Here is a 25955-nt window from a genome sequence, read left to right on the forward strand (position 1 = left end):
GCGCAGCCATGAGCAACGCCCGCATCCCCGCCACAGACTGGCTGCTGGCCGAAACCGTCCGCCTTCACGAAGAGCGGCACGGGCGCCTGCGCGACGACGAGACGGCCAACGTGCTCGCGCGCGAGACGTCCGGCGGCCTGGCCGCTCGGCTGGCCCGGAGAGCGGCCGCGTTGCCCTGTGCGTCCGCGGTGCGGGCCGACCTGGTACGGATGCGGCGGCTGCTCCGGCACCTGTCGCTGCTGGTGGTGCTGCTGGCAATAGCGGCCGGTGCGCTGGCCGCGCTGTCGAGCGCGCAGGCGCGTGAGGTGGACGTGCTGCTGGCTGCGGCTTCCATGCTGTTTTTGCCCGGTCTGATGCTGCTGGTCTGGCTGGCAATGATGCTGTTGACCCGCCCGGGCCACGCCGCGCCGGGCTTGAGCAGCGGCCTGGTCGGTCTGGGACTGCGGCGTCTGGGACCGCGTCTGCTGTCCGGACCCCTGGCCGCTGAAACCGTGTCGGCCGGCGCCGGCCTGCTGCTGACCGGGCCGGGTCGCTGGCTGCTGGGTACGCTGACCCATGCCTTCTGGGCCGCGTACGGCCTGGCGGCCCTGGCCACCCTGGCGCTATTGTTCAGCATCGCCCAGTACGATCTGAGCTGGGGCACCACCCTGCTGAGCGACGACACCGTGGTCGAGCTGATCCAGGCGCTGGGCTGGCTGCCGGCCTCGCTGGGCCTGGTCGAGCCGCTGTCGCCAGAGTGGATTCTGGCCGGTCGCGAAGGCGCCGAAAGCGGCGTGATGCGCGCGGAGTGGGCCCGGTTTCTGTTGGTGCTGGTGGCCGTCTACGGCATCTTTCCGCGCCTGGTGTTGATGCTGGCGTGTGCGGGTTTCGCGACCCTGGGCTTGCAACGCGTGCGGCTGGATACGGCGCGACCCGGTTATCTGCGCCTGGCCGGCGCCCTGATGGCCGAGGGCGAGGTCCGGATCCGCGGTAAGCGCCCCGGGGTCGGTGACTCACCCAGTCGGAAGCGCCCCGACGAGGTCGCCGGCCCGCCGTTGCTGGTGGCCGTGGAACTGGAGCGCAAGGACTGGCCGGTGCCGCTGCCGGGTGTTGCCTGGCACGCCCTGGGTCGGGCTGATACCCGCAGTCAGCGCAACCGACTGCTCGCTGCCGCAGAATCGCTCGAGATCGCGCCGCCGGCGGTGCTGGCCCAGTGCTCGGCCCTGCGCACCCCGGATGAGGGCACCGGCCGCTTCCTGTCGGCGCTGGCCGACGCAGCCGGTACCGTGCTGGTGATCTGGCTCGACGAGGGCGATCAGTGGCGCGAGCGCGGCGGTGACCTCGGCGAACGCGAAGCCGACTGGCGCTCGCTGGCCGAGCGCGTCGGCGCCGATCTGGTGGTGGTCGATGCCGACACGCCGGAGGCCGGCGCCCTGGCCGAGCTATACCGGGCGCTGGGGGAACAGCCGTGAGCCGGACCGGGCCTGCTGTGCTCAACCTGGCCGTTGTTGGCCACACCAACACCGGCAAGACCTCGCTGATGCGCACCCTGCTGCACCGGCGAGATTTCGGTCAGATTCGCAACCGCGCAGGCACCACCCGCCAGGTCGCCTCGGCGCCGCTGGTGGTCGACGGCGAGACGCTGATCACCCTGTACGACTCGCCCGGACTGGAAGATGCCCCGGGATTGATCGAATGGCTGGACGCGCAGCCGGGGTCACGCCACGACGGGCCCGAGCGAATCCACGGCCTGCTGACCGACCCGCAGGCGCGCGAGCGCTTCGATCACGAGGTGCGGGTGCTTGATCTGATGCTCAACGTGGACGTGGCCCTGTACGTGGTCGACGTACGCGAGCCGGTGCTCGAGAAGTACCTCGATGAGTTGGCCGTACTGGCCCTGTGCGCGCGCCCCATGCTGGTGGTGCTGAACTTCGTGGCCAGCGAGCACGCCCGCGAGTCCGAGTGGCGCGATGCCCTGGCCCGCATCGGCCTGCACACGGTGCTGGCATTCGATGCCGTTATCCGGGATCCGGCCACCGAGCGTCGCCTGTTTGAGAAGCTGGCCAGCCAGCTTGATGCGTTTGCGCCCACGCTCGAGGTCTGGCTGGCCGCTCGGGCCGACGAGGAGCAGGCCCGGCTGGTCGCGGCGGTGGAGACCATCGCCGAGATGCTGATCGACGTGGCCGCCGCCCAGCGCGAGGCGGAGCTGCGATCCGATACGGACCGGGCCCGAGCCATGACCGACCTGCACGCGGCGGTGCGTGATCGCGAGCAGGCCTGCGTTGGCACCCTGCTCGATTTGTATCGCTTTGGCCGCGAGGATTACACTGATGACGACCTGCCGTTGGACGACGGTCAGTGGGCCGAAGATCTGTTTGATCCGGACACGCTGCGCCACCATGGCATCCGCACCAGCGGGCATGTCGGCGTCGGCGCCGGTGCCGGCGCGGCGGTGGATGTGGCCACCGGGGGCCTGAGCCTTGGCGCGGGCACCCTGATCGGCGCCGCCGTGGGCGCCGGGGTCGGACTGGCGCGCGGTTTCGGCGGTCGTATCGGCGATCGCCTGGCCGGCCGTATCCGCCTGATGGTGGACGATCCCACGCTGCGCCTGCTGGCCTGGCGTCAGCTGCAGCTGCTTGCTGGCCTGCGCCGGCGTGGCCATGCCAGCCAGGCCCCGCTCAAGGCGGCCGACCGCGAACGCTGGGCCGAAAAGACCTTGCCGGCGGCGCTGAGGCGCGCCCGTCGCCACCCGGAATGGTCGGCCGTCAACCCGGCCGCCATGCCCGATCCAGCCCGTGCCCGCGCCATCGTCGACTTGGCGAAAGTTCTGCGCGCCAGCCTCGATAAGCCGTACCACGGCGATGAAGCCTGAAATTTGCTAAAAATCATCGCCAGGATTGAGTGACCCCGGAGTCCCTTGTGGCTGCTGCGATTTTTCTGGCTTTTCTGCCGGCGGTGAGATACACTTCGCAGTGCCTGTAGATTATGGCAGTGAGTAATCAGGTCGTTTCCCCCTCCGGTTTACCTCCGATCACCCCCCGCTCATAAGCTGCACGCGCTTTTCTTTTTTGAGTAATTCACAAGGTAGCAAGAACAATGGCAACAGGTTCCGTCAAGTGGTTTAACGAGGCGAAGGGTTTCGGATTCATCAGTCAGGACGATGGTGGCAAGGACGTATTCGTACATTTCAGCGCCATCCAGGGCTCCGGATTCAAGACGCTGGCCGAAGGTCAGAAGGTCGAATTCGACATTCAGGACGGCCCCAAGGGCCCGCAGGCAGCGAACGTACAGCCTGCCTAACGTCCTTTTTCTCCACTGGAGAAGACGAAAAACCCCGCCCTCGAGCGGGGTTTTTTGATCTGGGTCGGGTTTTTGCGTCGACGAAGTGCCTACACTCGTCGTTCAAAATCACGAAATCGTGATCGCATTCACTATCCTCTGGACCCGTCATGACCGAAGACAATGCGCACATCGAATCCTGCCCGCTCGACCCGCCGCTGAGCGCGGAAGAGGCGCGCGTCCTCGGTTGTCTCATCGAAAAAGAGGCCACCACCCCCGAGGCCTACCCGCTCACCCAGAACGCCTGCGTGACCGCGGCCAACCAGAAAACCAGCCGCCACCCGATCATGAAGCTCGACCCGGGTCGCGTTGGTCAGGCGCTGCGCCAGCTGGAGCAGCGGGGACTGGTCCGCAGTGAATTCGGCGCCCGCGCCACCCGCTACGCCCACCAGGCCGACAGCGGCCTGGAGCTGACCCCGCCCCAGCGCGCGCTGCTGGGCCTGCTGCTGTTGCGCGGGCCGCAAACGCTGGCCGAACTGCTGGCCCGCAGCGAACGCCTGCATCGTTTTGATGATCTGGACGAGGTGCGCTACTGCCTCGATCGCCTGGCCGGCAGGGACGCCCCGCTGGTGATCGGGCTGCCGCGCGGTCCGGGTCAGCGCGAGGATCGATACGCCCACACCTTGACCGGCAAGATCGACAGGCCCGCCGCGGCTGCGAAGGCAGCCGGGGAGTCCGTCAACGAGGCGGCAGCCGCGAACCTGGAAAGCCGGATGTCGGCGCTGGAGGAACGCATGGCCGCGCTCGAAGCCGGGATGAAGATGTTGCTGCCGGACGGCTCCCAGCCTTCAGCCTGACGGAGTTGCGGCTATCGTCGACTCGATCAGCGCCGGCGGGGCTTCGCCCTCGCAGCTCAACCGCTGGAAATCGTTTTTCAGGCGCGACAGCCGGGCCGAGATTTTGTCGCGCTGCGCCGGCTCGGTCATTGCCACGACTTCTTCCAGGGCCTCCAGAGTGAGCTGGCGATTGGATTCGATCGCCTGGCGGTAGGCTTCCGGCCAGACTGCATCCGGCGCCAGCAGGGCGCTGATTTCCTGATCGAGGAAGGCGCGATCGTCGCGCCGGGCCAGCGCCCCGGCGATCCGGTCGCGCCAGTACAGCCGCTGCGCCAGCTGGTAGGCGTGGGTCGCGGTGAGCTCGCTGGCCCATAGCTCAAGCCGCGCGCGCTGGGCCGGGTTGATTGCCCCCATCACGCGCCGCAGGCGACGCTCCAGCCCTTCCACCCGGTCGATCGCCCATTGCTCGTCAGACCGGGTCCCGATTTCCTCGCGCAGTTTTTCGATGCGCTCATCGAGTGCCAGCAGCACCTGATCCACCTGCTCATCGTCCAGCGAGACGGCCAGTTCCACCAGCACCGGCTGGAGGCGATCGGCCAGGGCGCGCGCGAAGGCAGCCAGGCGGTCGCCGTGATCGCTCAGCCGTTGCTGATCCAGTCGCTGCGCCAAGAGGTCCAGCCGAACCTGTTCGATCCAGTCCTGATAGTCGTCGAGCTGCGTTGCGCAGTGCCACAGTTGCTGCTCCTCGATCAAATCGCGCAGCAGCGTGCGCTGACTGCCGTCCAGCGAAACCTGCTGGTTCACCCAGCGCACCGTCAGCCAGTCGAGGTTGTTGTAGGCCAGACGCGTGCTGCAGCCGGCCAGCAGCACCAGCAGCAGAGACAGCGCGATCAGGTTGCGAACCGAGGACATGGCCCGAGCGTACGCTCTCTGGGGGCAAGGCGATGTTGTCAGTAGCGCGTCCGACCCGCGCCGACCGGTGTCTGTCGACGCTCTTCGGGGCACAGGAACGGCTCACCGTCGGGGCCGGCGTGGTAATGATACTCATCGCCCTGGGCGGCCAGGACGATCTGGAAGCCTTCCACCAGCGCCTGGGTGTACATGCCGTCAGGTTGCGGACAACCGAGCGCGCCGTCGGACCAGGTCACCGCCTGGGCGCTGACGACTTGGACGCGGTCGGTCTCGATCGACAGTCGCTGCGCGAGATCGATTACGGCAAGGCGCTCTGCCGGGCCGGTATCGGCCTGGTCGGGCGGCGGCTTGGTCATCGGCATGTTCTCCGTCGGCGGGGGCTCGGGTGGCGGGGGGGCGTCCCCGCAGGCAAGCAGCGTCAACAGCAGTCCGATTGGCGCGATCGCCCGGGCCGCGAGACAGAACGGTTTTGAATCCATGGCAGTCACTCCATCGGGTGTGAGGCTAGTCTGGGTGATGACGGGATGGGATTCAAACCCTGACCGCCTCACGCGCGCTGTGCGAGCATGGGAGCTGGAAATTCAATCGGACGGGAGTCTGAGCATGGTCGTTGTCCATCATCTGGAAGATTCACGCTCGCAGCGCATTCTGTGGCTGCTGGAAGAACTGGGCGCGGAGTATCGCGTCAAGCGCTACGAGCGCGACCCGAAAACCTCGCTGGCGCCCGAAGCACTGCGCAAGGTCCATCCGCTGGGCAAAGCCCCGGTGATCACCGACCAGGGCGAGACCTACGCCGAGTCCGGGGTGATCATCGAGTACCTGGCGCGGACTTACGGCGACGAGCAGTGGGCACCGAAGCCGGACGACCAGCGCTACTGGCAGTTCGCCTACTGGCTGCACTATGCCGAAGCCTCGCTGATGCCGCCGCTGCTGCTCAAGCTGGTCTTTAACCGAATTCGCAACGGGCCGGGGCCGTTTTTTATCCGGCCGATCCTGCGCAAGATTGCCGACGAGGTCGACAACGCCTTCACCAACCAGCAGATCGCCACGCACATCAGTTACGTCGACCGTTACCTGGCCGAACACCAGTGGTTTGCCGGCGACGATATCTCGGCGGCCGATATCCAGATGAGCTTTCCGCTGGAGGCCGCTCTCTCGCAGGGCATTATTGACGATGCGTTTCCGGCAATTGGCCGCTACGTTGAGCGCTTCCAGGCTCGCGAGGCCTACCAGGAAGCGCTTCGGCGCGGGGGTGACTACGCCTACGGTCCGAGCGAATAGTTTTCGCGAAGCACCTGCTTTAGCGGTCGATCGCGTAGCTCAAGTCGACCCCGGTATCACGCTCTCCGGAGACCACGCGCACACCCCATCGCCGCGACAGCTCGTAGCGGCCGGACAGCACATTGCCTGCCTCGAACAGGCCGATGCCGTAGCTGACGAACAGGCGCGGAAGCAGGTAGAAGCCGACGCTGACCGCGGCCTGGCCGGCGGCGTGGTCGAAGTCGGCCCCCGTGACCACGTAGGCCAGGGCTTTTTCTTCGCTGGTGGGCGGATCGGTAAACAGGGTGATGCGCGGGTCGCGGGCGCTGCCGCGGATGCGCACCCCGGCCGCTTCGACCTGGGGGTCGCCGAAAATGTCGCGCACCGCCTCGATGTCCAGCCCCGGGTCGTCGATGGCGCGGCCGGTGAACAGGATTTCGCCGTCGTCGATCTCCAGATTCTGGCCATAAGCCCGGTACGAGCCCTCGGGGATACGGATCATCCCGCGCGCCCGTGGCGTGATGCTCTGGCGCTCCCAGGTCATCTCCAGCGCGCCGGCCAGGCGTGCCTCCATGCCGACTGCGGCCAGGCGTGCGTCGTCGCCCAGGTCCAGGCCCAGGCGGCCCTGCAGCTGGCGCGCAATCTCTGGTGCTTCCTGTTCCTGTTCGGTTTCGCCACGGACACGCACGTCATCTGAGGTGGTGACGCGCTCGGCCGTCCCCGGCGGCACGCCGGCGCGCAGGCGGTCGATACGGATGTCACCATCGATGCTGGTGAGGCCGTCTCCGGAGCGCTGCAGGCGGATATCCGGGCTGGCTCGCAGGCGCAGCCAGTCGACATCGGCAAAGACAAAGTCATCGCCGGTCAGGGTCGAGTCCAGCTGCCACTGGTCGTCGACCAGATCCAGATCCCCGCTGACCGTGGCCTGGCCATCGCCGCTGCGCAGGCTGCCACTGAGGTCGGCGCTGGTTTCGGTCGCCTCCAGGCGCAGCCCGATATCTTCGATTCGCAGTCCCAGCGGCGCATTGACCACCAGCCCTTCGCTGAGCTCGAGATGGCCATCCAGACCGGGACCCAGCAGGGCCCCGGCCAGCTGGATGCGACCGTCCAGGCGCCCGCCCACCTGATCGAGATCGGGCACCAGACGATTGAACACGCCGATGTCGGGCAGGCTCAGCCGTGCCTCGGCATCCACCGTGGCCGACGACAGATCCTTCAGATCAACCAGCTGGGCCTGGCCGCTGAAGCGGCTTTCGCCTTCCAGCGCGGCCTCCAGCGAAACCCGCAGAAACCCCGGCTCCGGGTCCAGCCTGAGGCGAACGCTGTCGATGCCGAGCAGGCTGGTGTCGGTGCCCAGTGGCTGAATAACACCCTCGCCCAGGCGCAGCTCGCCGGCCAGTCGATCCAGGCCGTCGGCGCCGCTCCAGCCGGCCTCCAGTTCACCCGACAGCGGCGTGGTCAAGTTGAACACCGGGTCCAGCGGCACAAGCAGCAGATCCATCGGGACCTCCTCGATACCGATGGCCACCCGACCGGCTTCGGCGACCTCGAGCGAGCGCAGACAGATGCGGCCTTCACGCTCGGCGGCTTCGACCAGGCAGCCGCGATCGGCGCGCACGCTGCCGGCGGCAACGTTGAGCGCCATGGGCTCGGCCAGCGTCCAGTCGCCGGCGATGGTATTGCCCAGATACAGATCGTCCAGGCTGCCGGCCCAGGCGCTGACCTCGGACAGCGTGCAGCTGTCCAGGCGCCCGGTGGCGCCCAGATCCACGCTGCCGCGCTCGCCGGTCAGGTTGAGCTGGGCCTCGTGATCGTCGCAGTCGCCGTCCAGGCTCAGCTCCAGCGCCTCGATCCGCTCCCAGGGATTCAGGTCGAGCTCGGCCATCTGCAGGTTCAGCTGCGCGGAAGGGCGATCTCCCAGCCAGGTCAGGTCGGTTTCAAGCTCTGCGCTTTCCAGGCCAATGTCCCCCCAGCCCGCCTCGCTCAGCGTGCCGGTCAGCCGGCCGCTGCCGGATGCGACGTCGAACTGCCCGTCCAGCGCCAGGCGACCCGACAGCTCAGGCATGAACTGGCGCAGGGCGGTGGCGTCCAGGGCCAGCTGCCAGTCGCGCCCGTCGGCGCTGTCCACCTGAAGTGAGTTGTCGCCGAAGCGCAGGCGCAAGTTTCCGGCCCGGGGCGCGTCCTCGCGCAGGCTGATCCGGCCCTGGCCGGAAATGGGTTGATTGCGCAGTTCGCCGTCGAGGCGGCGCAGGTCCAGGGCGATGCTGTCCAGCGACTGTGCCTGCAGCCCGAGGTCGGCGTCGATCCGACCCGGCCAGTTGCGGGCGAAACGGCCGCTATCGAGTCCACGCAGCTCTAAATCGAGGTTGCCGCCGAGGCTGGGCTTGAGCTGCACCCGGCCACTGGTTTCGATCGCTCCGGCCGATCCGGCATCGGCAACCAGGCGCTCGATTTCGGCCGCGCTCTGGTCGCCGCTGGCGCTGGCCTCTACCTGCAGCTCGGGCTGGTCGAGCAGCTGGAGGATGGCGTCGAGCTCCATTTGCCAGTCGCTCAGCCGACCGCTCAGCCGCAGCGTGCCCGAGCGGCTCTGGAACAGCCGATTCTCGCCCTCGGCCAACGGCGGCCAGTCCAGCTCCGTCCACTGCAGGTCTGCTGCCAGCTCATCGCTTTCGGGTGACCAGTTGCCGCTGCCTTGCAGGGCCAGGCTGGTCGGTGGCGCGGCAAACTGCAGGTCTTCGACCGTGATCCGGCCAGGGCTGGCGTCGAGGTCGAAGCCGCCGGACAGCCGCGCCGCGTCCGGCCACTCGGGGCTCAAGGGGCTCAGATCCAGGGCTTCGGCGTCCATCCGCAGGCGCGCGCGCGGGCCGGCTGACAGATCGACGTTGCCGGTGAGCGCGACCTGACCGCCGAAAGCCTCAAGCCGGCCCTCGCGCAGCTCGATGCGCTCCAGATCGCCGGCCAGCTCAAATCGCCAGCGATTGTCCGGCAGGCCCTCGCCGACGGCGCGACCGTCGACGTCCAGGCGCCAGTCCTGCGGGCTGCCCTGGGCGTCGAGTTCAAAATCTTCAACGGCCAGGTCCACGTCCGGCCAGTCTCCCAGGCGCCCGGCCAGGGCAAGCTCGGCGTCGATCTGGTTGAGCGGCTCGCGCAGGACCAGCTGGCCGTCGAGGCCGGCCGGCCCGTCGGCTTCCAAGTCGATGGTCAGCTCGGAAAGATCGCCCTCGACCACGGCGTTCAGGGCCTGGGTCGGCCCGTCGGGGATCGAGTAGTCAGCGTCGAGCACCAGGCGCCCGGCGAACGGCTCCGACAGCCCCCAGTCGCCGCTCAGGCTTGCTGCCAGTTCGGGCAGTTCGACCTCCAGGGTCTCGATCTCGAGGCGCTCGCCGGCGCGGGCGACGAGGTGGACGCGCTCGATCACGACCGGCGCATCGCTTGCCGGTGGATGAACGCGGAAATCGCTCAGCGTCAGTTCGCGCACCCGGACATCGATCGGGCTGGTCAGGTCCGGCAGCACCAGGGGCGATTCGTCATCCGGTTTTTCGTCGTCGCTCGCTGCGAGGTGAACCTGACCGCCGGAGGCCCGCAGCCAGCGCACGTCGACCCGGGGCGAGGGCGGCAGGTGGATGCGCACGGCCAGCTGCAGGCGATCGAGGTCGGCCTGCACGCCGGCCTCGTCGATTTGCACGCCGCGCAGCACGATGCCGCTGCGCAGGTCGCCCTCCATGTCCTCCCAGGCCAGCGAGGGGGCCACGCCGGCGGCCCGCTCCAGCAGCCAGCGCGCCCCGGACTGGGTGCTGGTCAGCCACCACCAGCCTGAGGCCGCCGCGCACACCAGCAGCAGCACGGCGGCAAGAGTAATGATCAGAAACTTTTTCATAGCAGTCGCGTGCCGATGGTGAAGTGCACCCGCCAGGGCTTGTCAACATCGTCCAGGGCCTGGGCGATATCGAGCTGGATCGGTCCGATGAGGGTGTACCAGCGAAAGCCTGCGCCGACGCCGCGCTTGAGTTTGCGCTCATCCCAGTCGTTGAAGGCATTGCCGATATCGTAGAAAGCGGCCAGCGACCAGTTCTCGCCGACCCGGTACTCGTACTCCATCGAGGCGGTGACGATATGGTTGGCGCCGTTTCGGTTGGTGCTCAGGCTTTCGAAGCCGTAGCCGCGCACGCTGCGGTCGCCGCCGGTCTTGAAGCGGTAGCGCTCCGGCAGCTCGGTAATCGACAGGTCCAGCGTGCGCTCGTCGAGCGCCAGGTCCAGGGTGCTGGTGTCGGCTTCGGTATAGCCGAGCTCGCCGGCAAACAGTAGCTTGTGGCGTTCGCCGAACAGCACATGCCAGCGCCCGTGGAGGTAGGCCTGGGCGAAGCTGACGTCCGAGCCGGCCGACTCGTGAGCGCCGAGCAGGCGCGCCTCGAGGATCTGGCCGTGGGTCGTAAAGCCGGTTCCGGAAATGTTGGGCAGTCGCCAGGTCGCGCCCAGGGCGACGGTGTTGGTTTCGGTCTTCAGAAAAGGGGCGAGTTCCGGGTTGGCGGCCAGCAGGGCTTCGTTTTCCTCGCTCAGGCTCGCTTCGCGGAAAGCGTCGAAGGATTCGTTGAGCACGGCGACGAACAGCCGTTCCTCGATGGTCTGGAAACGCTGGCGCCAGAACAGGCGTTCCTGCAGGCGGCCCAGCCGCAGTTCGACCTGTTCACGACGGCCGTCGAAGGAATCGAACACGGCCTCTTGTCGATTCTCGTCTCTGAAGCGGAAATCATCCTGCTGGCTGCGCAGCACCCCGCCGGCGGTGAGGAAATCGCCGGGGCGGTTGCCGCGCGGATGAAAGTATTCGCTGCGCAGCACGTACTCGCCGTCGGCCTGCTGAAAGCCGATGCCCGAATCCAGGCGGTTGCCGCGCGAGGACAGGTAGTGCCGAACCCACCCCAGCTGGACGCGGGCGCCGGTGTCGGTGCCGAATCCGAGGGTGGCGCGGTAGGAATCGCGCGGGCGCGGGTCGAGCCGATAGTGCAGGTTGACCCGACCGGTCTCGGCATCGCGCTCCTCCTCGACGACGATGCGCTCGAACAATCCGGCCCGGGCCAATATCTCGCGTTGTTCGTCGACGCGCTGGCGGCTGTAGGCCTCGTCAGGCTCGATGATGGTCAGGCGGTCGAGCAGGCGCTCGCTGAACGGCGTGGGCTCGGTGGTGTAACCGGAGAAACGGTAACGCTGGCCGGTTTCGAAATGCAGGTCGATGGCGGCCTGGTTGCGGTCGGGGTCGACCAGCACATCGCGGCGCTCGAAGCGATGATCGAAAAAGCCGTGTCCGTTGGCGATTTCGGTCAGCGCCTGCCAGCCCGCCTCCCAGGTCGGATGATGCAGCACCCGACCCTCGCTCAGTGGCCAGCTTTCACGCCATTGTTTCAGTTCAGGATGATCGGCGCCGGGGCCGGTGATCTGCAGGTCGGCCTGGCCGATGGTTACCGGCTCGCCGGGCTGGATCTGGATTTGCGCCCGCCAGGGATCGCTGTCGCCTTCCGGCTCGATCAGCCGCACCTCGATGCTGGGCTGGTAGTAGCCGAACGGGCGCAGCGCCTGGCGGATTTCTTCGCGCGCATCGGCGCTCATCTGGCGCAGGCGCCAGACCGAGACCTCGTCGAGGTTGCGCGCCTGGACCAGCCCCAGATGGGCACGAACGTTGCTCAGCAAGGCCCCTTCGACCCCCTGGATCTCGGTGACCACCGGCCGGGCGGAGAGGGGCAGGCTAAGGGCCAGCAGCAGCAACAGAATAGACAAACGAAGAAACAAGGGCGGTCACGAACAAGCGGCTACTTCTGCATCCTACCGCGCGGCCCGTTTGTTTGTCTGCAAGAGGACCGCGATCAATATCCGGAAGGTGGCTGGCGATCGAGCTGGCGGTAGCCGATGGCCTCACTCAAGTGCGTCATTTCAAGGGCTTCGCTTTGATCAAGATCGGCGAGGGTGCGTGCGATCCGCAGTATCCGGTGGTGGGCGCGGGCCGACAGCTGCAGCCGCTCGCAGGCCTGTTCCAGAAAGTCCGCCATTCTTGGTGATAGCGAACAGTGCGTGCGGATTCCGGCCACGTCCAGGCGGGCATTGACCGCGCCGCGGCGGGCCTGGCGTTCGCGTGCCGCGATCACGCGCTCGCGCACCGCAGCCGAGGGTTCGCCGGGCGCGTGCCCGTTCAGCGACTGGCGCGGGACTTCCACGTGCAGGTCGATGCGATCGAGCAGCGGTCCGGAGATGCGGTCGCGGTAGCGCCGGGTCTGGTCGGGCGTGCAGGTACAGCGCCCGGACGGATCACCGGCGTAGCCGCAGGGGCAGGGGTTCATGGCGGCAACGAGCTGGAAGCGGCTCGGGAATTCGGCCTGCACGGCGGCGCGCGAGATCGTGATGCGGCCGGACTCCATCGGCTCGCGCAGCACCTCGAGCACGTGGCGGCTGAACTCGGGCAGTTCGTCCAAAAACAGCACGCCGCCGTGGGCCAGCGAGATCTCGCCGGGGCGGGGTTTCGAGCCGCCGCCGACCAGGGCGATGCCGGAGGCGGTGTGGTGGGGGCTGCGGAAGCGCCTTGTGCGCCAGCGCGCCGGCTCCAGCCCCATGCCCGCGATCGAGGCCACGGCGGCCGCCTCCAGCGCCTCGTCCTCGCTCATGGGCGGCAGAATGCCGGGCAGGCGCGAGGCCAGCAGGGTCTTGCCGGTGCCGGGCGGACCGATGAGCAGGAGATTATGTGAACCCGCGGCGCAGATCTCCAGTGCGCGCCGGGCGCGGTGCTGGCCCAGGACTTCAGACAGATCCAGCAAATCGCCGTCTGCGGCCGGCTCAACGGGCTGCGGCCGGAGCAGCTCGCCTTCGCCGTTGAGCGCGGCCACGACCTCGGCCAGATGATCGGCGAGGTAGACCTCGGCGTCGCTGACCAGGCTGGCTTCCTCGGCGTTGGCCGCCGGCAGCACCAGGCAGCGCTTGACGCCTCGGGCCTTGAGAATCGCCGGCAGGCAGCCGCGCACCGGGCGCAGGCTGCCGTCCAGGGCCAGCTCGCCGAGAAACTCCCAGCGCTGCAGGTTCTCGGCCTGGACTTGCCCGGAAGCCGCCAGCACGCCCAGCGCGATCGGCAGATCAAAGCGCGCGCCTTCCTTGGGCAGGTCGGCCGGGGCGAGCGACACCGTGGTTTTCCACTGCGGGCGGCGAAAGCCGGCGTTGTCCATGGCCGCGCGCACCCGGTCCTTGCTCTCGCGCACCGCGGTTTCGGGCAGGCCGACGATACCAAAGCCCGGCAGGCCGGGTCCGAGATGGACCTCGACCATGACCTGGGGTGCATCGATGCCCACCTGGGCGCGGGAGAATATGGTGGCCAGTCCCATCTTGCCGTTTATTGGTTTGTGCCTTCGGTCATGGTGCAGCGGTTTCCGCTATGTCAGCGAGGGCAAGTCGGCTTTGCTTCGGGTAGGAAAATGCCTCGACTGATCGTATGCTGATTGAGCTTTCCTCTCCCACGCGGGACCGCTGTGGCTTTACTGTGGATTATCACCATCGTCTGGGCGTTCAGCTTTTCGCTGATTGGCGTCTATCTTTCGGGCCAGGTCGACGACTACGTCTCGGTGTTTGTCCGCACCGCGCTGGCCCTGCTGCTGTTTGTGCCACTGCTGGCCCGGGCGCGGCCTGGACTGAATCTGGCGCTGCGGCTGGCCGGGATCGGGGCCGTGCAGATTGGGTTGATGTACCTGTTCCTGTTCCACGCCTTTGCCCACTTGAGCGTGCCGGAGCTTTTGCTGTTCACCACGCTCACGCCGCTGTATGTGACCCTGATCGACGAGCGCCTGATAGGGCGGCGCCGGCTGCCGGCCGCCTGGTGGCTGGCCGCGGCACTGGCGGTGGCCGGTGCCGTGGTGATCCGCTTTGCCGGGGTCGGCAGCGATGTGGTGACCGGGTTCGTGCTGATCCAGGCGGCCAACCTGTGCTTTGCCTTCGGCCAGGTCTGGTACAAGCGCACCGCGCTGCCGCCGGCGATGTCGCAGGTGCAGGTGTTCGGGTTTTTCTTCCTCGGCGGGGTGCTGGTCTCGGGCCTGGCGCTGATCCTGTTCGGCGACCTGTCCCGGCTGCCGGCAACGCCGGTGCAGTGGGGGGTGCTGCTGTGGCTGGGGCTGGCGGCTTCGGGTTTGGGCTACCTGGGCTGGAACATCGGCGCGCGCCAGGTCAACACGGGCCAGCTGGCGGCGATGAACAACCTGCTCATCCCGGCCGGCATCCTGGTCAACGTGCTGATCTGGAACCGCGACGCCGACTGGCCGCGGCTGATCATCGGCGGGACGATCATCGTGCTGGCCGTATGGCTGGCCGGGCGGGTGCGGCGCTAGCCGTCGACGCCTTGCCGATGCCGGAGCGCTTCGATTAGGACTGGAATTTGGCCCAAAAGGCGTTCACGGGTCGCGAAAAATGAGAGATTGGATCCGCAGGACAGACGATCCTGAATCAGTCGGAGACAAGGCATGAAAACCATTGAGCTGATCAACGCTGCAATTGCAGCACCCTCTTCGCACAATACCCAGCCGTGGCAGTTCCGGCTCGCGGACAAGGCGATCGAACTGTGGGCTGACCGGACCAGGGCGTTGCCGGTCAATGATCCCTACGATCGTGAACTCACCATCAGCTGCGGCGCTGCGCTGCTCAATCTCAGGGTCGCGTCGGCAGCGCGGGGCATGGCCGTGGCCACCCGGTTGGAACACGATCATCCCGACCACTTGGCTAACGTCTGCCTGGATGAAGGCGAAGTCGAGGCTGCGCTGGCGGGGCTTGAGACGGCGATCAGCGAGCGGTTTTCCACGCGAGAAGCCTTTCTGGATCACGAGCTGCCCGACACTTTGCCGGCAGAGTTGGATGCTGCGATTGGCCGCGAAGGTGCCAGGCTGCATCAAGTCGGCGATGAGGATCGCAGCGTTCTGGCCGAGCTGGTCGCCGAGGGCGACCGGATTCAGTTTTCAAACGCGAGCTGGCGCCGGGAGCTTGCCAGCTGGATGCACCCGGGGCGAGACAGAGACGGCCTGGCCATGAGTCCGTGGGTTGCGCCGATTTCGCGGCTGGTGGTCAGAAACTTCGATATGGGCAACAAGGTGGGCCAGGCCGACGAGGATCTTGCTCTGAATGCCCCCGCGCTGGTTGTGATCTCGACCGCTGACGAAAGCCAAAGCAGCTGGCTCGCTGCCGGCCAGGCCTTGGAGCGGGCGCTGCTGCTTGCCGCTTCCGCCGGTGTCCACGCGGGTTATCTGAACCAGCCCTGCCAGGTCGAGCAGCTGCGCGGACAACTGGCAGATCGCGTTTGCCCCGGACAATTCCCGCAGGTCATGTTGCGCCTTGGCTTTGCCGAGGCCCCGGCCCATCGCGCGCCGCGGCGCGAGGTCAAGGACGTCTTGCTGACCTATCAAGACCTTCTTACTCAAATGTAGATATGAGTCTACACTAGGTCAGTTTTTCTCTGAACGCGGTTTCATGGGTTTTTCGTCTCCGCCGCGCAGGCAAACGAGATCGGTTCGGGTTTGCCGTAATCGACCCGAGTGTCCTTGCAGCGCGTCGGACCCTTGGGCGTCAATCCTAGCACTCACCCGGAGATCTCGACCACCTCGCCGAGCGCGTACTCGCGGTGTCCTCGATCAGGGTGATGTCGGCGTCGGTGTCGGGCTGCTCGTGGATGGGGAAGAACGGCCCCTCGGTCTGGTGCGGCGTAGTCGCTGCCAGCAGGTTGTCGGTGGCGGTAAGCGCGACCACGCCCAGGGAACCCTGGACCAGGCTATGCCAAGTAACGTGTCCACTACTCCGCGGAGATAAAAGGGTTTTCCACCTTCAGTTCCTCAATCATCTGTTCATGACCGAGGTCTTCGGAATACAGGCGTTCGCAACCGGAGCGAATCGCCGCCTCGACGATGAGTGCGTCGAACCACGAAAGCTTCCGGGCGCGCGAAAGTTCGTGCGCGTCGAGCACCAGGCTGGTATTGGCGGGCACGACCTCGAATTCGGCCAGTGCTTCGAGCGCGGCGCGAGTATCGTGCCACGACAGCGCGGGCTTGAGCTTGCGCGTCAACACCGAGCGCAGTTCGATCAAGACCTGGGTGCTGATGACGATTTCATTTTCAAGCGCCAGTTCACGCAACCAGTTGCCGACGAACTCAGACTTGTCGGGCTCACGGCGATCCAGCCGGTAGGCCCACAGATTGGTGTCGATGAAGACCCGCATGACTGAAGTCAGCCGGCCTTGCGCTCGTGCAGCGACTCGCGCGTCCAGCGCTCCTCGCTGGCCGAATGGGTGCGCTCGGCCAACTGATCCAGGGCATCGAGCGCGCGCAAACGCCGCTCCCGGGCATTGACATACTGCTTCAGATAGTCGCGCACCAACGCATTGACCGAGGTGTGTTCGCGCACCGCTGCCTCGCGTGCCTTCTGCAGCAGTTCATCGTCGAGACTCAGGGTGAGATTGGCCACGTCAGTATCCGCCGAAATGCCTGCTGAACACGGGATCAGTGTAGCACGTAGCCCTGTTCCGGCTTCAACACCAATTGTCAACTGCGCTGCCTGGGCAGCTCCCAGTTGCTCAGGTCTGATCGATGGCCGGTTTGTCCTGGGCTTTTTCTTCCAGCAGTTTTTCCAGCCGCTCGAGTTTTTCGCGCGTGCGCAGCAGCACTTTTTTCTGGATTTCGAATTCTTCGCGGGTGACCAGGTCGAGCCGGTTGAAGGCGTTTTCGAGCACGGTGCGGAACTGACGCTCGAGTTCTGCGCGGGCAGTCTTGAACTCGCCGGGCACGGATTCGGCGAGGCGGCGGGTGATTTCGTCGATGGTCTGGAAGTCGGGGCGCATCTGGGTATCTCCACGAGGCGATTGGCTTTGTTCGGGGACGGGGTGATTCGGCTGGGGCAAACCACTTCAGTTCGACGCGTGGCGAGGCCCTCAGCGGCTTGCCCCAGCCGAAGCACCCCTTTGCGTTGAATTGGGGCTTGCTGCAATCGCAGGCAGTTTACTATGGGGTCTTTCCAAGCAGTGAGACGTTGGTGACACCCATGAAGCTGATAACCGCCATCATCAAGCCGTTCAAACTCGACGACGTGCGCGACGCCCTGGGCGAGGCCGGCATTTCGGGCATGACCGTGACCGAGGTCAAGGGCTTCGGCCGCCAGAAGGGCCATACCGAGCTCTACCGGGGTGCGGAGTACGTGGTCGATTTTCTGCCCAAGCTCAAGCTGGAAATCGTCGTGCCCGACGAGCAGGCCGACCGGGTGGTGGAGACCATCGTCGAGACGGCCGCCTCGGGCCGGATCGGCGACGGCAAGATCTTTGTGTCCTCGATCGAGCGCGCGGTGCGCATCCGCACCCAGGAAGAGGGCGACGGGGCGCTGTAGCCTCGCCGGTTCTGCTTTTCTGTCTTTTCTCGATCGCCCTTCTCTTTCTAAGGAATTCGCGCATGTCGTTTTTGATTCGTTCCACGGCGCTGCTCAGCCTCGCCGTGCTCTTGGTCGGCTGCCAGCCAGACGGCCCGCCGGCGGCCCTGACGCCGGCGCCGGAATTTCAGGTACAGACCGGTAGCGACCCGCACAGTTTTGCCGAGTACGAGCAGGTCCGCGTTCGCCACCTGCGCCTGGACCTGGACGCCGATTTCAGCGCGCGCACGCTCAGCGGCCACGTGCTGCTGGAGCTGGACCGGCCCGAGCCCGGTTTCCAGCGCCTGGTGCTCGATACCCGCGATCTGGACATCCGCGACGTCAACGCCATTCAGCCGGACGGTCAATACCTGCCGGTCTCGTGGCGCTTCGGCGCCGATCAGGGTCACCTGGGCCGGCCGCTGGTGATCGCCCTGCCGGCCGGCATCGAGGAGGTGCGGATCGACTACACGACCTCGCCGGAGGCCTTCGGGCTGCAGTGGCTGGACGCTCAGCAGACCTCCTCGGGCAAGCCGTTTCTGTTTTCCCAGAGCCAGCCGCACTACGCGCGCACCTGGGTGCCGCTGCAGGACACCCCGGCGGTGCGCTACACCTTTGATGCCACCATTCGCGGGCCGCGCGACCTGATGGTGGTGATGGGGGCCGACGGCAACGAACTCGCCCGCAACGACACCGGCGAATATCAATTCACCATGCCCCAGGCCATCCCGTCGTACCTGATGGCGATTGCCATCGGCGACCTGGAGTTTGCCGAGACCGGCCCGCGAACCGGCGTGTACGCCGAGCCGGACTGGATCGAGGCTGCGGCTGAGGAGTTCGACGTGCTCGAAGACATGGTCGAAATCGGCGAAGACCTCTACGGACCCTACCGCTGGGGCCGCTACGACTTGCTGGTGCTGCCGCCGAGCTTCCCCTTCGGCGGCATGGAAAACCCGCGCCTGTCCTACCTCACCCCGACCATCATCGCCGGCGACGGCAGCCTGCTGGCCCTGGTCGCCCATGAGCTGGCCCACTCCTGGTCGGGCAATCTGGTCACCAACGCCGCCTGGCGCGACCTTTGGCTCAACGAGGGCTTCACGGTTTATTTCGAGGCCCGGATCATGGAGGCCCTCTACGGTCCCGAAATCCGCAACCAGCTGGCCAAGCTGTCGTGGGACGGGCTGAAGGAGACCCTGGAGACCGTCGACGAGCGCGACCGCCAGCTGGTCCGCGATCTGTCCGATCGCGACCCCGAGCAGGCCTTCATGCCCGTGCCCTACGACATGGGCGGCTTTTTCATGGACTGGCTGGAAGACCGGGTCGGGCGCGAGGCCTTTGATGCGTTTCTGCGCGAGTACTTCGACCACTTTGCCTTCGAGTCGATTGATTCCGAGGACTTCCGCGCCTACATCGAGCAGCACCTGGTGGCCGAGTATCCCGATCGTCTGAGCATGGCCGAGATCGATCAGTGGCTGTACGAGCCGGGCATGCCGGCCTCGGCTGAGGCGATCGAACCGGTCTCGGATGCCTTCGAGCGGGTCGACGCTGCGCGCCGTGAATGGCAGGCCGGCGAGCGCTCGCTGGCCGAACTGCCCACCGATGACTGGTCGGTGCACCAGTGGCGCCACTTTCTGAGCGGGCTGGCCGATACGCTGGACGCCGAGACCATGGCGCGCATGGATGAGCAGTTCGGCCTGGTCGAGCAGACCAACTACGAGATCCTCTACCTGTGGCTGATGCGCTCGATCGAGGCCGAGTACGAGCCCGGCATCGAGCGCCTGGAGCGCTTTTTGCTCGAGGTCGGGCGCAACAAGTTCACCCGTCCGCTCTACGCCGCCCTGGCCGAAAGTAACTGGGGCCGGGACTGGGCCATCAAGGTCTACCAGCGCGCCCGACCGGGCTACCACCCGCTGACCCGCCAGGCCTCGGAGCGCGCCCTGGGTCTTTGATTCTGGTCGCCCCCTTGATCCTGACCGGCTTCGGCCCCTTATAATAGGGACCGATTCAATCCTGTTTTACCCGGATCTGATTACTGCATGTTCAGCAACGCCTACACGCCAGCCCGCTTCGAGCGCGATTGCGAGGTTGTCATGGTGCCCGAGGGGGTCCCGGTGGAACTGCCCAGCGGGACCACCGGCTACATCACCCAGTCGCTGGGCGGCAGTTTCACGATCTACGTCGACGGCCGGCTGTTTCGCCTGGCCGGCGACGACGCCGACGCCATCGGCAAGGAACCGCCGCCGCGGCCCACGCTGCCCGACAACGCCAGCGACAAGGACGTCGAGGACCTGGTCTGGGCCCAGCTGCGCACCATCTTCGACCCGGAAATCCCGATCAATATCGTCGACCTGGGCCTGATCTACCAGTGCGACCTGAGCCACATCACCGACGAGGACCGGCGCGTCGACATCGCCATGACCCTGACCGCCCCCGGCTGCGGCATGGGCGAAATCCTGGTTGCCGACGTGCGCGACCGCGTCCAGATCGTGCCCACCATCAAGGAGGTCAACGTCGCTTTGACCTTCGATCCGCCCTGGAGTCAGGCCATGATGTCCGAGGCCGCCCGCCTCGAGACGGGCATGTTCTGAACCCAAACACCTGGCGCGCTTGCCGGGCGATCCGATCGCCGGCCTTGGCCTTTAGCCCCTGTAGCTCAGCGCCACGAACAGCGCGCGCCGCGAGGCGTTGAAGCCGACGGCCGGCTCGTACACCCGATCGCCGGCGTTCTCCAGGCGGCCTTCCAGGCGCAAAGACTCGCTGAGCTGCCAGCCCCCGCGCAGGTTGATGAGGACGTGGGAGGGCAGTACGGCCCGGCCCACGTCAAACCGCTGCCCGGTGTAGACCAGCTCTACGCCCAGCCAGTGGCCGCCGCCAAAGTGCCGGTCAACGCTCATGGCCGCCTTCTCGTCGGGACGGCGCAGCAGCGCCAGGCCGCTGTCGCGGTCTTCGGCGTCCTGCCAGGTCAGCTGGGCGCGAGCGCGCCAGCGCTCGGTGTCGAGTCGATAGCTCAGCTCCGCGCCCTGGATGCGGGCCCGACGGATGTTGATGGCCTGGAAGTCCTCGCCGGCGAAATCGATCAGGTCGTCGATCCGGGTCTGGTACAGGCTCAAGCCGAGCCGGGCGCTGGTTGCGAACTGCCAGTCGGCGCCGGCCTCCAGCGACACCGAGGTCTCCGGGTCCAGGTTCGGGTTACCGGCAAAAGCGCCGGAGAAGCCGGGGGAGAACAGCTGGCTGAAGTTCGGCGCCCGGAACGCTCTACCGGCCGAGGCAAACAGGCGCCAGTCCTCGCTCGGCCGCCAGCCGGCGGCCAGGTTGCCGGTCAGCGCGCTGCCGAAGGTCTGGTCGCGGTCGGCGCGCAGGCTGGCCTCGTAATCCAGCCGTCCCCGCTGCCCGTCCAGGCCGGTCCAGGCGCCGAGGTTGTGGCGCGAGTCGTCCCAGCTGCCGCGCGCCACGCCCGACTCCTGCCAGGCGTCCACCCCCAGCAGCCAGCGGTTGTCCGGGCTCAGCGGGCGCTCGCCCAGCACGCTGGCCTGCACCCGCCGGGTGATGTTCTCAGTCTGCCCGAAGGCCGTGGTGGTGTCCAGCCGGTCGCGATACAGCGCGGTGCTGCCCGACCACTGCCAGTCACCGGCACGGTCGAGGTCGTAGCGCAGCGAAGCGGCGTAGTTGGTCACGTCCGAGACGCCCTGGTCGAATTCAACCTCGCCGTCGGCAACGCGCGCGCTCCAGTCGAGCACGCCGGGTCCGAGCCGGTGCGCACCGCCGCCGGCCGCGCTCATGATCTCGAAACCGTCGTCGTCGGGATCGAACGCGAAACCGCGCTCGTTCTGGGCCGAGAAGCCGCCAACCCGGCGGGCGGCGACGCGCAGCCCGGCCTGCTCGCTGCCAACGCCGGCGCTCAGGCTGCGGTCGCGGTAGCGCCCGTAACCCGCTCTGAGCTGCAGCCGGTCGGGCCGCCGGGTGAAGATCTGGATGACCCCACCGATGGCGTCCGAGCCCCAGCGCGCCGCGCGCGGCCCGCGCACGATCTCGATGCGCTCGATCAGGGCCGGGTCGATCAGCTCCCAGGCAAAGCCGCCGGTGCCCGCGGCGGCCACGCGCACCCCGTCGATCAGCACCAGCACGTGGTTGGAGTTCGAGCCTCTGAGAAACAGGCTGGTCTGGCCGCCGGGGCCGCCGGTGCGGTTGATGTCCACGCCCGCCTGCTGGCGCAGCAGTTCAAGCACGTCCGGGGCCTGGGCCAGCTCGATATCGTCGCGGGTGATCACGCTGGTCCGGGCCAGGGCCTGGTCCAGCGGCTGATCGGATCGGGTCGCGGTCACGACGATGGTGTCGTCGGCCGACACGGCGGCGACCGGAGAAGAAAGGGTCAAACAAAGAAGGCCGGCCGCAGACAGGCCGGAAATACGGAAAACGGACATTTGCAAGTGCTCCTCGCGCTCACCCGCGCGGTTGGACCGGGTGGAGAGCGAGCACGAAGGCAGCACGGTCCCGGCCGAAGAACGGCCGCTGACCGAAGCACGCCCGGTTGCCCGCCGCAACCCGGTGGATCAAGACAGCACAGGCCGGTCTCCTGACTTTCGGCGGGTTTTTCAGCCTTGGCTGAGAGCCCGGGCCCGACCCTTCCCCTGTTGCCAGAGTGGTTGCTGTCGGAGCCGCGCCGATGCGCTTGATCGACGCCGATTACAGTTGCGGGGGCAGTACCGGATTATTCACCGGTTTCCCGTTTCACCCCGGCCTTGAAGCCGGGGCACCTGTGCAACGGTGGACCCGTAAGGCAGTGCCCTGCGGGACCTCGGGTGAGTATAGCTCAGGCGGCCTTGCGCTGTCCGCCGCGGGCGGCGTCACCGGCGGGCGTCAGACCGGCCTGCAGTTCGGCGTGGTCGAAATCGTCTACCGACACGACCTCCAGACTGCGCGTGCGGACGTCCAGCAGCAGCTCGGCCTCTTGTGCGGTCAGCACTTTCTTCTCCAGCGCTTGCGCGAGCTGTTCTTCGTAAGTGTGGCCGCTGACCTGGCCGGCGCGCTGGGCCTTGAGCAGCTTGCGCTCGACCGGGTCGGCCGCGATCACCTGCGGCAGCAGTTTTTCCATGACCCCGATCGGGAAGCCGGTGCGGTCGGATCTGTAGACGCCCCGGGTCAGGCGATCGCGGGTCTCTGACGGCGACAGCAACAGGGCGGCGACCTTGTGGCCCAGACGGTCGTTGGGGCTTCGTTCGGCGCGCCCGACCGGGAAGACCAGCAGGCGCAGGAACGGCCGGACCCAGGCGAATGGATAGTTGTCGATCACCCCGGCCAGGGCGTTCTGGGTCTTGTGGATGGCGTCGTGGAAGGCCCAGGCCATGATCGGCTGGTCGGCCGCCGGACGGCCTTCCTGCTCGAAGCGGCGCAGCATCGCCGAGCAGATGTAGAGCTGGCTGAGCGCATCACCCAGCCGGGCCGAGATCTTTTCTTTCTGCTTGAGCTTGCCGCCGTAGGTCAGCATGGCGATGTCGGCCAGAAACGCAAACGAGGCCGAGTAGCGGCTGAGCTTGCGGTAGTACTTGCGCGTCTTGCGATCGCCCGGAACGGCGGCGAAACGTCCGGCGCTGACGCCCAGCACCATGGAGCGCACCGCGCACGACATGCTGTGGCCGACGTGGCCGAACAACAGCTCATCGAAGGTCTTGAGGCGCTCGTCCTCGTCGTCGATCTGCAGCGCTTCGAGTTCCTTGAGCACGTAGGGGTGGCAGCGGATGGCGCCCTGACCGAAGATCATCATCGAGCGGGTCAGGATGTTGGCGCCCTCGACCGTGATCCAGATCGGCGCGCCCTGCCAGCCGCGGCCCAGGTAGTTCTTCGGGCCCAGGATGATGCCCTTGCCGCCGTGGATGTCCATGGCGTCCTTGATGACGTCGCGGCTCATTTCGGTGGCCCAGTACTTGGCAATCGCCCCGGGCACCGACGGCTTCTCGCCGTCGTCGACCGCCGAGGCGGTCTGGCGGCTGAGCGCGCTCATGGCGTACGTGTAGCCGCCGATCCGGGCCAGCGCTTCCTCTACGCCCTCGAAGCGACCGATCGGCATGTTGAACTGCTTGCGGATGCGGGCGTAGGCGCCGGTGGCCAGGGCGGCGGTCTTGGCGCCGCCGGTGGCCGAGGAGGGCAGCGAGATGGCCCGACCGACCGATAGCGACTCGACCAGCATGCGCCAGCCCTGACCGGCGTACTCGGTGCCGCCGAGCAGATAGTCGAGCGGAATGAACACGTCCTTGCCGATGATCGGGCCGTTGGGGAACGGGTTGTTGAGCGGGAAGTGCCGCCGGCCGATCTCCATGCCCGGGGTCTCGCGCGGCAGCAGCGCCAGGGTGATGCCGATGTCATCGGTCTCGCCCAGCAGGCCGTCGGGGTCGTAGAGCCGGAAAGCCAGACCGACCACGGTGGCCACGGGTGCCAGGGTGATGTAGCGCTTCTCGAAGTTCAGGCGGATGCCGAGCGTTTCCTTGCCCTTCCACTGACCCTTGCAGACCACGCCGTAGTCGGAGATTGAAGTGGCGTCGGAGCCGGCGGTGGTGCTGGTCAGGCCGAAGCAGGGGATCTCGCGGCCGTCGGCCAGGCGCGGCAGGTAGTGATCTTTCTGCGCCTTGGTGCCGTAGTGCAACAGCAGTTCGGCCGGACCCAGCGAGTTGGGCACCGCGATCACCGAGCCCAGCGTCGAGCTGACCCCGGCCACTTTTTCCAGCACCGCCCGGTGAGCGACGGCGGAAAAGCCCAGGCCGCCGTACTCCTTGGGGATGATCATGCCGAAAAAGCCGTGTTTTTTGAGGTGGTCCCAGACCGCTTCGGGCAGGTCGGCCCGGTAGTGGCTGACCTCCCATTCGTCGGTCATGTCGCACAGCGCTTCGACCGGGCCGTCCAGAAAGGCCTGTTCCTCGACGGTCAGTTCATGTAGCGGCTTTTTGATCAGGCGCTGCCAGCGCGGCCGACCGGTAAACAGTTCGCCTTCGAAGCCCACCGTGCCGGCCTCCAGCGCCACGCGCTCGGTCTCCGAGATCTGCGGCACCATGCCGGCGAAAGCCTTGAGCACCGGCCGGGTCAGGAATTCGCGCCGCCACGGCCGGTGGTTCATGGGTACTGCCACCAGCAAAAACACCAGCCAGGACAGCGTCAGGACCAGCCAGCCCGGTTGTCCGGCCACCGTAAAGACCAGCAGTACGGCGCCGATTGCGCCGGTCCAGACGGGGACGCGGGTCTTGAAAAAGGCGCAGGTCAGCGCGGTTGCCAGCACGACGGCGAAGAACAGCAGGGTGATCATGACGAGTTTGCTCCTTGTTCCGCCTGGCGCCTCAGAAACGGCGTGATGGCAGACAGAAAATGATCATTGGCATCGCCGGCCACCATGTGGGCGGCGTCATTGACTTCGACCGTTTCGGCATGCGGGGCGAGCTTGCGGAACTCCGAGATGTGCTCCGCGCCAATGAGTTCGCTCATGCCGCCGGCGATCAGCAGGGTCGGGATTTTCAGACGCCGGCTGGCCGACTGCAGGCGCGACTGCAGGTTCGAAGACTTTTCGGCCAGCGCCAGCATGGCCGGATCCCAGTGCCAGTACCAGCGCCCGTTGCGGGCCTGGCGCAGGTTGCGGTTCAGGCCCGTGCTGCGGGTGTTGCGGCGCCGGTGCGGCAAAAATGCGCGGACTGCCTCCTTGGCCTCGTCAAGGGAGGCAAAGCCGTCGGGGTGCTGGCGCATGAAGGCCAGCATGGCTGCCACACCGCGCTCGTCCCAGCGTGGGGCGATGTCGACCAGGACCATGGCGCGGAGGTCGACCTTGGGTTTTTCCGAATGCGCGAGCAGCGCGGTCAGGCCACCCATGGAAGCGCCGATGACGATCGGCGTGTTGGGCAGCGAATCGCACACCCGCCGAAAGTCTTCGACGAATTGCTCGAAATCGTATTCGCCACTGGGTGCACGATCGCTCTCGCCGTGGCCGCGGGCGTCGTAGCTGACCGCCTGCCAGCCGGCGGCGGCCAGCTGCCAGCCGGTCGCCTCCCAGGCATATTGGGTCTGGCCGAAACCATGGGCCATGAGCACGCACGGCGCGCGGTCGTCGCCGTAATAGCGCAGATGGAGACGAATGCCGTCATCGGTCCAGATCTGACGGCGGCGGATGTCATTGTGAAGATTACGCACTGCTTCCATACGCTTCAGTATGGGGGTTAGCCTTCATGGGAGTCAATGTTCATCAATGGCGTAGACCGGGGCGCTTTTCAAGTCATTTCGCCCGGCTCGGGGATGATCGGATACCATCTTTTCATGATCAAA

General features: G+C 66.8%; 22 protein-coding genes and 1 riboswitch. Of the genes, 10 read left to right on the forward strand and 12 right to left on the reverse strand.

Annotated elements, in window-relative coordinates:
- Positions 1 to 8: 8 nt before the first annotated feature.
- The 4 genes from G3I74_RS08555 to G3I74_RS08570 all read left to right on the forward strand — a co-directional run bounded on the left by G3I74_RS08555 (position 9) and on the right by G3I74_RS08570 (position 4115).
- Positions 9 to 1451 (forward strand): DUF2868 domain-containing protein, encoded by a 1443-nt coding sequence (locus G3I74_RS08555; RefSeq protein WP_164211157.1) that lies wholly within the window; start codon positions 9 to 11, stop codon positions 1449 to 1451.
- Entirely contained in the window at positions 1448 to 2851 is a 1404-nt protein-coding gene (locus G3I74_RS08560; protein WP_164211158.1) for a DUF3482 domain-containing protein, read from the forward strand. The genes G3I74_RS08555 and G3I74_RS08560 overlap by 4 nt, the downstream gene beginning before the upstream one ends.
- Before the next feature lie 224 nt (positions 2852 to 3075).
- Positions 3076 to 3279 carry a transcription antiterminator/RNA stability regulator CspE gene (gene cspE / locus G3I74_RS08565; protein WP_164211159.1) on the forward strand — a complete coding sequence of 68 codons (204 nt, stop codon included), beginning with the start codon at positions 3076 to 3078 and terminating at the stop codon, positions 3277 to 3279.
- A 149-nt stretch (positions 3280 to 3428) separates the two neighbouring features.
- The gene (locus G3I74_RS08570; protein ID WP_164211160.1) at positions 3429 to 4115 is read left to right on the forward strand and encodes a YceH family protein; all 687 of its coding nucleotides are present in this window, start codon (positions 3429 to 3431) and stop codon (positions 4113 to 4115) included.
- Here G3I74_RS08570 and G3I74_RS08575 read toward each other — a convergent pair.
- Positions 4107 to 5006 carry a DUF6279 family lipoprotein gene (locus tag G3I74_RS08575; RefSeq protein WP_164211161.1) on the reverse strand — a complete coding sequence of 300 codons (900 nt, stop codon included), beginning with the start codon at positions 5004 to 5006 and terminating at the stop codon, positions 4107 to 4109. The genes G3I74_RS08570 and G3I74_RS08575 overlap by 9 nt on opposite strands.
- 38 nt (positions 5007 to 5044) lie before the next feature.
- Positions 5045 to 5485: a hypothetical protein gene (locus G3I74_RS08580; protein WP_164211162.1), complete on the reverse strand. Its 441-nt coding sequence runs from the start codon at positions 5483 to 5485 to the stop codon at positions 5045 to 5047.
- A gap of 124 nt (positions 5486 to 5609) precedes the next feature.
- Here G3I74_RS08580 and G3I74_RS08585 point away from each other — a divergent pair, with 124 nt between their 5' ends.
- Positions 5610 to 6287, forward strand: coding sequence for a glutathione S-transferase (locus G3I74_RS08585; RefSeq protein WP_164211163.1), 678 nt, complete (start codon positions 5610 to 5612; stop codon positions 6285 to 6287).
- 19 nt (positions 6288 to 6306) lie between these two features.
- Here the strand turns inward: G3I74_RS08585 and G3I74_RS08590 are convergent, their stop codons facing one another.
- From G3I74_RS08590 to G3I74_RS08600, 3 genes are all read right to left on the reverse strand, one after another.
- A complete protein-coding gene (locus G3I74_RS08590) occupies positions 6307 to 10143 on the reverse strand; it encodes a translocation/assembly module TamB domain-containing protein (RefSeq protein WP_164211164.1) in 3837 nt (1278 codons plus the stop codon).
- Positions 10140 to 12035 (reverse strand): autotransporter assembly complex protein TamA, encoded by a 1896-nt coding sequence (locus G3I74_RS08595; RefSeq protein ID WP_164211165.1) that lies wholly within the window; start codon positions 12033 to 12035, stop codon positions 10140 to 10142. Before G3I74_RS08595 ends, G3I74_RS08590 begins: the two co-directional genes overlap by 4 nt.
- 86 nt (positions 12036 to 12121) lie before the next feature.
- Positions 12122 to 13621, reverse strand: coding sequence for a YifB family Mg chelatase-like AAA ATPase (locus tag G3I74_RS08600; RefSeq protein ID WP_164211166.1), 1500 nt, complete (start codon positions 13619 to 13621; stop codon positions 12122 to 12124).
- A gap of 144 nt (positions 13622 to 13765) precedes the next feature.
- Between G3I74_RS08600 and G3I74_RS08605 the strand changes: the two genes are divergently transcribed.
- Together G3I74_RS08605 and G3I74_RS08610 are read left to right on the forward strand one after the other, a co-directional pair.
- Positions 13766 to 14614 (forward strand): EamA family transporter, encoded by an 849-nt coding sequence (locus G3I74_RS08605; protein WP_164211167.1) that lies wholly within the window; start codon positions 13766 to 13768, stop codon positions 14612 to 14614.
- A gap of 132 nt (positions 14615 to 14746) precedes the next feature.
- A complete protein-coding gene (locus G3I74_RS08610) occupies positions 14747 to 15700 on the forward strand; it encodes an Acg family FMN-binding oxidoreductase (protein ID WP_164211168.1) in 954 nt (317 codons plus the stop codon).
- Between the two features lie 145 nt (positions 15701 to 15845).
- Here the strand turns inward: G3I74_RS08610 and G3I74_RS08615 are convergent, their stop codons facing one another.
- From G3I74_RS08615 to G3I74_RS08630, 4 genes are all read right to left on the reverse strand, one after another.
- The gene (locus G3I74_RS08615) at positions 15846 to 16019 is read right to left on the reverse strand and encodes a hypothetical protein (protein ID WP_164211169.1); all 174 of its coding nucleotides are present in this window, start codon (positions 16017 to 16019) and stop codon (positions 15846 to 15848) included.
- 43 nt (positions 16020 to 16062) lie between these two features.
- A complete protein-coding gene (locus G3I74_RS08620) occupies positions 16063 to 16485 on the reverse strand; it encodes a PIN domain-containing protein (RefSeq protein ID WP_164211170.1) in 423 nt (140 codons plus the stop codon).
- Between the two features lie 8 nt (positions 16486 to 16493).
- On the reverse strand, positions 16494 to 16730 hold the full coding sequence (locus G3I74_RS08625) for a DUF6364 family protein (RefSeq protein ID WP_164211171.1): 237 nt from the start codon (positions 16728 to 16730) through the stop codon (positions 16494 to 16496).
- 109 nt (positions 16731 to 16839) lie between these two features.
- Entirely contained in the window at positions 16840 to 17103 is a 264-nt protein-coding gene (locus G3I74_RS08630; protein WP_164211172.1) for an accessory factor UbiK family protein, read from the reverse strand.
- Positions 17104 to 17303: 200 nt separating this feature from the next.
- Here G3I74_RS08630 and G3I74_RS08635 point away from each other — a divergent pair, with 200 nt between their 5' ends.
- The 3 genes from G3I74_RS08635 to sufT all read left to right on the forward strand — a co-directional run bounded on the left by G3I74_RS08635 (position 17304) and on the right by sufT (position 20248).
- Positions 17304 to 17642 carry a P-II family nitrogen regulator gene (locus G3I74_RS08635; protein ID WP_164211173.1) on the forward strand — a complete coding sequence of 113 codons (339 nt, stop codon included), beginning with the start codon at positions 17304 to 17306 and terminating at the stop codon, positions 17640 to 17642.
- 62 nt (positions 17643 to 17704) lie between these two features.
- A complete protein-coding gene (locus G3I74_RS08640) occupies positions 17705 to 19609 on the forward strand; it encodes a M1 family metallopeptidase (protein WP_164211174.1) in 1905 nt (634 codons plus the stop codon).
- A gap of 87 nt (positions 19610 to 19696) precedes the next feature.
- A complete protein-coding gene (gene sufT / locus G3I74_RS08645) occupies positions 19697 to 20248 on the forward strand; it encodes a putative Fe-S cluster assembly protein SufT (RefSeq protein ID WP_164211175.1) in 552 nt (183 codons plus the stop codon).
- Between the two features lie 51 nt (positions 20249 to 20299).
- On the opposite strand, the gene G3I74_RS08650 is transcribed toward sufT, so the two are convergent.
- The 3 genes from G3I74_RS08650 to G3I74_RS08660 all read right to left on the reverse strand — a co-directional run bounded on the left by G3I74_RS08650 (position 20300) and on the right by G3I74_RS08660 (position 25832).
- The gene (locus tag G3I74_RS08650) at positions 20300 to 22081 is read right to left on the reverse strand and encodes a TonB-dependent receptor domain-containing protein (protein WP_164211176.1); all 1782 of its coding nucleotides are present in this window, start codon (positions 22079 to 22081) and stop codon (positions 20300 to 20302) included.
- Between the two features lie 125 nt (positions 22082 to 22206).
- Positions 22207 to 22433: riboswitch (cobalamin riboswitch) on the reverse strand.
- 37 nt (positions 22434 to 22470) lie between these two features.
- The gene (locus G3I74_RS08655) at positions 22471 to 24951 is read right to left on the reverse strand and encodes an acyl-CoA dehydrogenase (RefSeq protein ID WP_164211177.1); all 2481 of its coding nucleotides are present in this window, start codon (positions 24949 to 24951) and stop codon (positions 22471 to 22473) included.
- Positions 24948 to 25832, reverse strand: a complete 885-nt coding sequence (locus G3I74_RS08660) for an alpha/beta fold hydrolase (RefSeq protein WP_164211178.1) — start codon at positions 25830 to 25832, stop codon at positions 24948 to 24950. Before G3I74_RS08660 ends, G3I74_RS08655 begins: the two co-directional genes overlap by 4 nt.
- Between the last annotated feature and the right edge of the window lie 123 nt (positions 25833 to 25955).

Origin of the sequence: Wenzhouxiangella limi (assembly GCF_010499265.1) — a bacterium.
Lineage (GTDB): Bacteria > Pseudomonadota > Gammaproteobacteria > Xanthomonadales > Wenzhouxiangellaceae > Wenzhouxiangella > Wenzhouxiangella limi.